Below are 4,625 nucleotides of genomic sequence, written 5' to 3' on the forward strand. Positions count from 1 at the left end.
TGGCGCAGAAGCCAGCGAATTCTTGTGAGGTGTATTGGCAGCCGCGGTCGCTGTGGAAGATGACCCCGGTCGGGGGTTTGCGGGTCGCCAGGGCGGCGGCGAGGGCCTCGATGATCAGGCTGGTGCGGAGGTGGTCGGCGACGGCGTAGCCGATGACCTTGCGGGAGTGCAGGTCGATCACGGTATAAGTTACGTGGAATCACCCTCCGGAGTGGATCTTGCGGGAGGGGCGCACCGGTGGTGGTGCCATCCCGTTGAGCGTGTTCGTGACCGTGGTGATCATCGAGAAGTGGCCGGTTCTGGGACGGTGCGAGCGGGCCGCCGAGTGGCTGCAGATCTGGTCGGACCTGGGACGGGCGCCTCGCACGCTCGACGCGTATGGCCGTGGTCTGGCCGAGTATCTGCAGGCGTGCGAGCGGGACGGGATTGACCCGTTGACCGCGAACCGCAGCCAGGTGGCGGCGTTCGTGCGGGAGTTGACCAGTCGGCCCAGTCGAGGAGGCGCCAACGTACTCGCCTTGGACTCGGGCGCCGGTCTGGCCAACGCGACGCTGCAGCAGCGCCTGGTGCCGGTCCGGCTGTTCTACGACTTCCTGGTTGAGGAGGGTGTGCGGGAGTCCAACCCGGTTGGTCGGGGTCGTTACGCCTCGGGGCGGGGTCGGGGTGGATCGGCTCGTGGTCTGGTGCCGCGCCTGGTCAAGCTGCCGTGGATTCCCGCTGAGGCGGAATGGCTGCGGGTGCTGGAGGCCTTCCAGCTCGAGCCGGTCCGCAACCGGGTCATGCTCGCGCTGGCTTACGACGCGGCACTGCGCCGCGAGGAGTTGTGTGCGCTGCGCACCGATGATCTGGATCCTGCCCATCGCACGCTGCGGGTGCGGGCCGAGACGACCAAGACCCGCCGGGAGCGGGTGGTGCCGTACTCGGCGTCCACCGGTGTGCTGCTGGGCCAGTACCTGCGGCACCGTGGCGCCATCAGCCGGGCGCGTGGTCCGCTATTTTTGTCGGAATCGCGGCGCAACCACGCCCAGCCGCTGACGTTGTGGACCTGGTCGAAGGTGGTCCGCCGCCTTGCGCTGGCGGCGGAGGTACCGCGGTTTTCCACGCACACCACGCGGCACCTGTGCCTGACGGACCTGGCCCGGATGGGCTGGGAGATCCACGCGATCGCGTCTTTCGCCGGTCATCGCAGCACCGAGTCGACGATGCGCTACATCCACTTGTCCGGGCGGGAGTTATCCACGCGGTTGAACGCCTCAATGTCACATCTACACGCCTGGCGGATCGGCATGCTCACCGCCGCTGACGGGGACAGGGCATGACCACGGGCGTATCGCAGCGCCGCAACGGCGGCGTCTCACCGGCCGCGACCGGGTTCGTGCCGTTGCTGGATGTGGGCGGCTTCGACCGGCGCGCCGTGCTGCTGGCTGGGGAGAGTGAGGCACTGGCCGCGCTGGATGCCCAAGCCCTGCGACGCAACCGCTCGGTCGGCATCCCGCGGCGAACCGCCACCTGCTGGCGGGCGCTGTCGCGTCTGGTCGAGCCGCTGGACGCGGCGCGGGACCTGCTGCACCACGGTGATGACGTGGCCTTTCGCCGGGCCGGGTTGCACGCCTGCGCGATTGTGCTGGGCAACTGCGCAGCCCTGGGCCGATCGTGGTGGGGCTGGACAGCGTGGGACTGGGCGAGGCTGGCCGGTGCCAGCAGTGCGGAGTTCCGCGCCGCCCAGCCGGTGCCGACCCAGACCACCGTGCGCCCGTTCCTGGTTGCGCTGGGCTATCTGCTGGGCGAGTTCGCCGAGTTCCAGCACCTGGGCGCCTTCAACCGTCTGCACCTAACCCACCTCATCTTCGGGTCCGAGCCAGTCACGGTGGCGATGGAGCAGGTAGCCGAGGTGATGCAACGCTGGGGCTACCGCAGCCAGACCCGCGAGGACGGCCGCTACCGGCTTCCCGGCATCCTCGCCCAGGCCCTGCTGATCAACCGCAGTCCCCGCCTGGCCGATCTGAGCACCGAGGCCTTCGCCCGTCTGCACGCACACCCGGCCACCACCGGACGCCACCACTCGGGCACCCTTTATGCGTTGCAGCGGGCCGTGGCTGAGCTCGGGCACTGCCAGCCACCGGTGCGGACCGGCTTCAACCACGCCCCCACCCTGGCCGGGGTGCCCTCCACCTGGGCGAACTACCTCGACCGCTGGCACGACACCTCCACGCTGAGCCCGGACGTGCGCGCCAACATCCGGGTCAACGTGGCCAAGGCGGGGCGGTGGCTGGCCGCCGAGCATCCCGAGGCGAGCGACCCCAGCCAATGGACCCGTGCCACCTGCGCGGCCTGGGTCGCGGCGGTGGACCGCATGGCCGTCGGCGACTGGGTCCAGCGACGCGACCACCTGCACGACCGGGTGGGGGCGCCGCTCGCCCCACGCACCAAGGCCCACATGCTCATGGGCACCCGCGCCTTCTTCCGCGACCTGCAGGAATGGGAGTGGATCCCACGCCGCTTCGATCCGACCCGGGCACTGGCGGTACCCCGCAGCGTCGCCGCGCTAATCGGTACCGATCCCCGCGTGATCGCCGACGACGTCTGGGCCAAGCTGCTCTGGGCCGGACTGAACCTGCAAGCCCAGGACCTCCCCGGCACCTCGACGGGCGGCTACTACCCCCTCGCGCTCATCCGCGCGCTGGCCCTGGCCTGGCTGTTCTCCGGGCTGCGCAGCGACGAACTCTCCCGGCTGCGGGTCGGCTGCATCCGCTGGCAGCGCGACGGAGCGCCCATCACCGGCGACTCCCGCGAGGTACTGGCCGAACAGGCCGTCTGCCTGCTCGACGTCCCCGTGCACAAGACCGGCACCGCGTTCACCAAACCCGTGGACCCGATCGTCGGTCAGGTGATCGAGGCCTGGCAGGCTGAGCGTCCCGCTCAGCCCATGCGCCTGGACCACAAGACCAGCGAACACGTTGACCTGCTCTTCTCCACCCGCGCGCACCCCGTGGCCAAGCACTACATCAACCGCACGCTCATCCCGGTGCTATGCGCCAAGGCCGGGGTGCCCACCGCTGATGTCCGCGGCAACATCACCAGCCACCGAGCCCGCTCCACCATCGCCAGCCAGCTCTACAACGCCAAGGAACCGATGACCCTGTTCGAGCTGCAGGCTTGGCTCGGCCACCGCAGCCCGCTCAGCACCCAGCACTACGCGAAGATCACCCCGAACACCCTGACCAAGGCCTACACCGAAGCCGGGTACTTCGCCCGCAACGTGCGCACCATCGAAGTCCTCCTCGACCGCGACGCCGTCACCTCCGGCGCCGCCGCCCAGGACCAGCCCTGGCAGCACTACGACCTCGGACACGGCTGGTGCAGCTACAGCTTCTTCGAGCAATGCCCCCACCGGATGGCCTGCGCACGCTGCGACTTCTACACCCCCAAAGACTCCACCAAGGCCCAACTCCTCGAGGCCAAAACCAACTTGCAGCGCATGCTCGCCTCCATCCCGCTCACCGACGACGAACGCGCTGCCGTCGACGACGGCCAATCCGCGCTCGACAGCCTGCTCGACCGCCTCGCCGACATCCCCACCCCAGCCGGACCCACCCCACGCCAGATCCACCTGCCAACAACCACCACCCTGCTACCGATCATCGACGTCCGACAGGGCAAACCAGCAGGTCGCTGATTCCACAGAATCGCGGTGTAGACCCAGCCCTCGAGGGTCCGGACGCAGGTGATGTCCCCGCACCAGCGGACGTCGGGCTCGGTGGCGGTGAAGTCCTGCCCGATCAGGTCGGGGGCGTCGATGGGCCGCCGACCTGCGACGGTCGTCTTCTTCCAGGCCCGCGGGTGGCGTCCGCGCAGGCCGGCGGTCTTCATCAGGCGCCAGACCCGTTTGGCGGCGACTCGGACACCGCGCACGATGAGTTCGGCCCAGATCCGGCGCACGCCGGGGTGGCCGTGTAGGTCGCGGTGGATCTCGCGGATCGTCTCGGTGAGCTCGGCGTCGGTGCGCTCGCGCTCGCACGGCCCGTCGGTCCGCCACCGGTAGTAGCCTTGGCGGGCCACTTTGAGCTGGTCGCACATGAACGTGACCGGGAATTCCTTGGCATCAGCCCAGCTCGCGATCGCCGCGTATTTCACGGCTGTTCCTTCGCAAACCAGGCTGCTACTTTTTTTGCGAAATCACGCTCCATTCTCAGAACGGCGATGTCTTTGCGGAGCCGTTCCAGCTCGGCACGTTCGGTCTCGGACAGATCCTTGTCCTGGACCCGCCCGCTGTCTTTCACTTTCTTCACCCATTTACCTAACGTCATCTCGTGGACGCCGATGCTTCTCGCCACCTCGGCGATCGATCGGCCCGAATCGAGATGCAGGCTAACGGCCTGGTCCCTGTATTCCTGGGTGAAGCTTCGGCGTGTCGCCACGCGATTTCCTCCGCTGGCAATCAGCGGCAGTCACAACCGAGTGTCTACAAGATCGGGTACGGTCCAATTAGCATCTCTTCGTCGGTGCGGCTCCAGTAGTCGTCGTTGAAACCCATGGTCTTGGCCAGCCGCCGGAACAGCTCCACATTGGGTACGCACTCGCCCGGCGCGGGGATCGCCGGCTGGTTGAGTGAGATGTACAGGTGT

Annotated in this window: 4 protein-coding genes and 1 pseudogene; 2 read left to right on the plus strand and 3 right to left on the minus strand. The window is 68.2% G+C overall.

Annotated elements, in window-relative coordinates; translation table 11 throughout:
- The coding region (locus VFW69_RS18285; RefSeq protein ID WP_526503169.1) for a DDE-type integrase/transposase/recombinase at positions 1 to 181 on the minus strand (181 nt) is incomplete at its 3' end.
- A 37-nt stretch (positions 182 to 218) separates the two neighbouring features.
- Between VFW69_RS18285 and VFW69_RS18290 the strand changes: the two genes are divergently transcribed.
- Both VFW69_RS18290 and VFW69_RS18295 read left to right on the plus strand, forming a co-directional pair.
- Positions 219 to 1,319, plus strand: a complete 1,101-nt coding sequence (locus VFW69_RS18290) for a site-specific integrase (RefSeq protein WP_526503171.1) — start codon at positions 219 to 221, stop codon at positions 1,317 to 1,319.
- Positions 1,316 to 3,676, plus strand: a complete 2,361-nt coding sequence (locus VFW69_RS18295; protein WP_526503173.1) for a site-specific integrase — start codon at positions 1,316 to 1,318, stop codon at positions 3,674 to 3,676. Before VFW69_RS18290 ends, VFW69_RS18295 begins: the two co-directional genes overlap by 4 nt.
- A 167-nt stretch (positions 3,677 to 3,843) precedes the next feature.
- On the opposite strand, the pseudogene VFW69_RS18300 reads toward VFW69_RS18295, so the two are convergent.
- Positions 3,844 to 4,077, minus strand: a pseudogene (locus VFW69_RS18300) (IS3 family transposase); the annotation flags it as partial.
- A gap of 53 nt (positions 4,078 to 4,130) precedes the next feature.
- On the minus strand, positions 4,131 to 4,418 hold the full coding sequence (locus VFW69_RS18305) for a transposase (protein WP_526503175.1): 288 nt from the start codon (positions 4,416 to 4,418) through the stop codon (positions 4,131 to 4,133).
- Positions 4,419 to 4,625: the final 207 nt, after the last annotated feature.

This window comes from Mycobacterium sp. (assembly GCF_036273375.1).
GTDB lineage: Bacteria > Actinomycetota > Actinomycetes > Mycobacteriales > Mycobacteriaceae > Mycobacterium.

What these genes read in the sequence shown, in the direction of transcription:
- VFW69_RS18295 (WP_526503173.1), top strand. Translation starts at nt 1,316, where the DNA reads ATGACCACGGGCGTATCGCAGCGCCGCAACGGCGGCGTCTCACCGGCC.